This window comes from Escherichia sp. WS338 (assembly GCF_046486405.1).
In the GTDB taxonomy this organism is placed as follows: domain Bacteria; phylum Pseudomonadota; class Gammaproteobacteria; order Enterobacterales; family Enterobacteriaceae; genus Escherichia; species Escherichia coli.
In genome coordinates this window covers 1-2,524 of the sequence record NZ_JBJQLL010000086.1, presented here as the reverse complement: position 1 = coordinate 2,524, position 2,524 = coordinate 1, and the positions used below count along the sequence as shown (strand labels likewise).

The following is a 2,524-nucleotide window of genomic DNA, read 5'->3' as shown; positions in this document are numbered from 1 at the left end:
CCGCCCGGTGAGATGCGGCACACAGCGGAACTTATGAATCGTCCCCCGGCAGACCAGCCACCACGGCAAATCACTCTGCACCTGCAGCCGCCGGTCGGCCTCACTCAGCCAAGGCAGACCACCGGGGTGGCTGTGGACCAGCGCCACAATCTCACCCTGCATTTCTGCCTGCAGCCAGTCTTCCGGCGACATACGGAAATACGCCTCCGGCTCACCGGAGATATTCACGCAGGGAAAATATCTTTCCCCCTCCGGCGTGCTTACCACGAAGCCGCACGACTCCGCTGGCGCACATCGCCGGGCGTGCGCCAGAATCGCTGATTCTGTCTGTGTCATGGGATTTACTGCGAAAGTTTGTTAATGGAAAGGAAGCCGCCAAAGTTGCCGACGTTATTGCGGAACTTACAACCGCTCAGGCATTTGCTGCATTTATCCTTCGTGATATCGGACGTTGGCTGGTCATATTCATCCGCGACAGCCGGACCGCTATAACCGCACTCGTCACCGCGATAGGTCCAGGTGCAGGTGTTGGCCAGCATGATACGTCCCGGAAAAACAGCGCCATCCGTTTCCGTCGGCGTGGACAGTACAAAGGAGGCACTCACCGCGCTCAGTTCGCTGCACTGCTCAATGCGCCAGCGGCTGATCACCTCCTGCTCCGGATCGGCGTAACTGTTTCCGTTGACGAAGTTCACCGCATCCAGAAAACGGGCGTAAACCTTACGCCGGACCACCGTTCCGCCGACCAGACTCTGCATATCTTCCGCCATCCCGGTGACCATACCGTACAGGTTAGAAACCGTCAGCGTGGGGCGCGTACTGGTGCCTTTGCCATTCAGTTCAAAACCGCTCCCCTGAATGGGATACGGCTGATACTGTCGCCCCTGCCAGGTGACCGGCTCACCTTTTTCGTTCTGCTCATTACAGAAAAAATAACGTTCTCCACCGACCTCTGTCAGGTCGATTTCCCAGAGCACCACGCTGGCCGACTGCTCCGCACGGGTGCATTCATTCAGTGTTTCCTGCCGGATATCCTGCATCAGTTCACCACCTGTTCAAACTCTGCGCTGAACTCAACACGCAACATACTGACCCGCGACGACCATTTTGCGCAGGTCACCTTTATCTGCCGCCACTCATAAGGCGGCGTCCACAGAAAGGCTTTCCAGCCCCCGTGCTCTTCCAGAAACGACTCCAGTACCGTGGCCTCCTCACGGGGGACAGAAAGCGTCACGCTGTACGTTTTCAGGTTAGCATTCAGCCCGGCAGGCGCTCGCTGAGAATAGCCATCACCAAAGCGCACCTTTCTTACAGAAGGGACCGAAGCCACATCCATACCGGGTTTCACTTTCCAGCGGAAGGTCTTCATCGTCCACCTCCGGAGAACAGGCCACCATCACGCATCTGTGTCTGAATTTCATCACGGGCACCCTTGCGGGCCATGTCATACACCGCCTTCAGAGCAGCCGGACCTATCTGCCCGTTCGTGCCGTCGTTGTTAATCACCACATGGTTATTCTGCTCAAACGTCCCGGACGCCTGCGACCGGCTGTCTGCCATGCTGCCCGGTGTACCGACATAACCGCCGGTGGCATAGCCGCGCATCAGCCGGTAAAGATTCCCCACGCCAATCCGGCTGGTTGCCTCCTTCGTGAAGACAAATTCACCACGGTGAACAATCCCCGCTGGCTCATATTTGCCGCCGGTTCCCGTAAATCCCCCGGTCGCAAAATGGAATTTCGCCGCAGCGGCCTGAATGGCTGTACCGCCTGACGCGGATGCTCCACCACTGGCAGCACCGCCAATGGCGCTGCCGATACTCCCGACAATCCCCACCATTGCCTGCTTAAGCAGAATTTCTGTCATCATGGACAGCACGGAACGGGTGAAGCTGCGCCAGTTCTGCTCACTGCCGGTCAGCATCGCCGCCATATTCTGTGCAATACCATCAAAGGTCTGCGTGGCTGCACTTTTAACCTGCGACATACTGTCCGTGGCGCTCTCTTCCCACTCACTCCAGCCGGACTTCAGGCCTGCCATCCAGCTCCCGCGAAGCTGGTCTTCAGCCGCCCAGGTCTTTTTCTGCTCTGACATGACGTTATTCAGCGCCAGCGGATTATCGCCATACTGTTCCTTCAGGCGCTGTTCCGTGGCTTCCCGTTCTGCCTGCCGGTCAGTCAGCCCCCGGCTTTTCGCATCAATGGCGGCCCGTTTTGCCCGTTGCTGCTGTGCGAATTTATCCGCCTGCTGCGCCAGCGCGTTCAGGCGCTCCTGATACGTAACCTTGTCGCCAAGTGCAGCCAGCTGGCGTTTGTACTCCAGCGTCTCATCTTTATGCGCCAGCAGGGATTTCTCCTGTGCAGACAGCTGGCGACGTTGCGCCGCCTCCTCCAGTACCGCGAACTGACTCTCCGCCTTCCACAAATCCCGGCGCTGCTGGCTGATTTTCTCATTCGCTCCGGCATGCTTCTCCAGCGTCCGGAGTTCTGCCTGAAGCGTCAGCAGGGCAGCATGAGCACTGTCT

Annotated in this window: 4 protein-coding genes; all 4 read right to left on the bottom strand. The window is 58.2% G+C overall.

The features are described from left to right. Positions 1-336, bottom strand: a 336-nt coding sequence (locus ACJHWT_RS25265; RefSeq protein WP_171884066.1) for a C40 family peptidase, incomplete at its 3' end; no start/stop codon positions are given. Between the two features lie 5 nt (positions 337-341). Beyond that, complete coding sequence (locus tag ACJHWT_RS25260; protein WP_001152639.1) at positions 342-1,040, bottom strand: phage minor tail protein L; 699 nt, start codon at positions 1,038-1,040, stop codon at positions 342-344. After that, positions 1,040-1,369 (bottom strand): phage tail protein, encoded by a 330-nt coding sequence (locus ACJHWT_RS25255; RefSeq protein ID WP_000847373.1) that lies wholly within the window; start codon positions 1,367-1,369, stop codon positions 1,040-1,042. Before ACJHWT_RS25255 ends, ACJHWT_RS25260 begins: the two co-directional genes overlap by 1 nt. Then, positions 1,366-2,524: phage tail tape measure protein (locus ACJHWT_RS25250; RefSeq protein WP_410232385.1), on the bottom strand; the 1,159-nt coding region annotated here is incomplete at its 5' end. The genes ACJHWT_RS25250 and ACJHWT_RS25255, both read right to left, overlap by 4 nt.

Excerpts from the sequence above, each read along its gene's own strand:
- ACJHWT_RS25260 (WP_001152639.1), bottom strand. The coding sequence starts at position 1,040 with ATGCAGGATATCCGGCAGGAAACACTGAATGAATGCACCCGTGCGGAG.
- ACJHWT_RS25255 (WP_000847373.1), bottom strand. The coding sequence starts at position 1,369 with ATGAAGACCTTCCGCTGGAAAGTGAAACCCGGTATGGATGTGGCTTCG.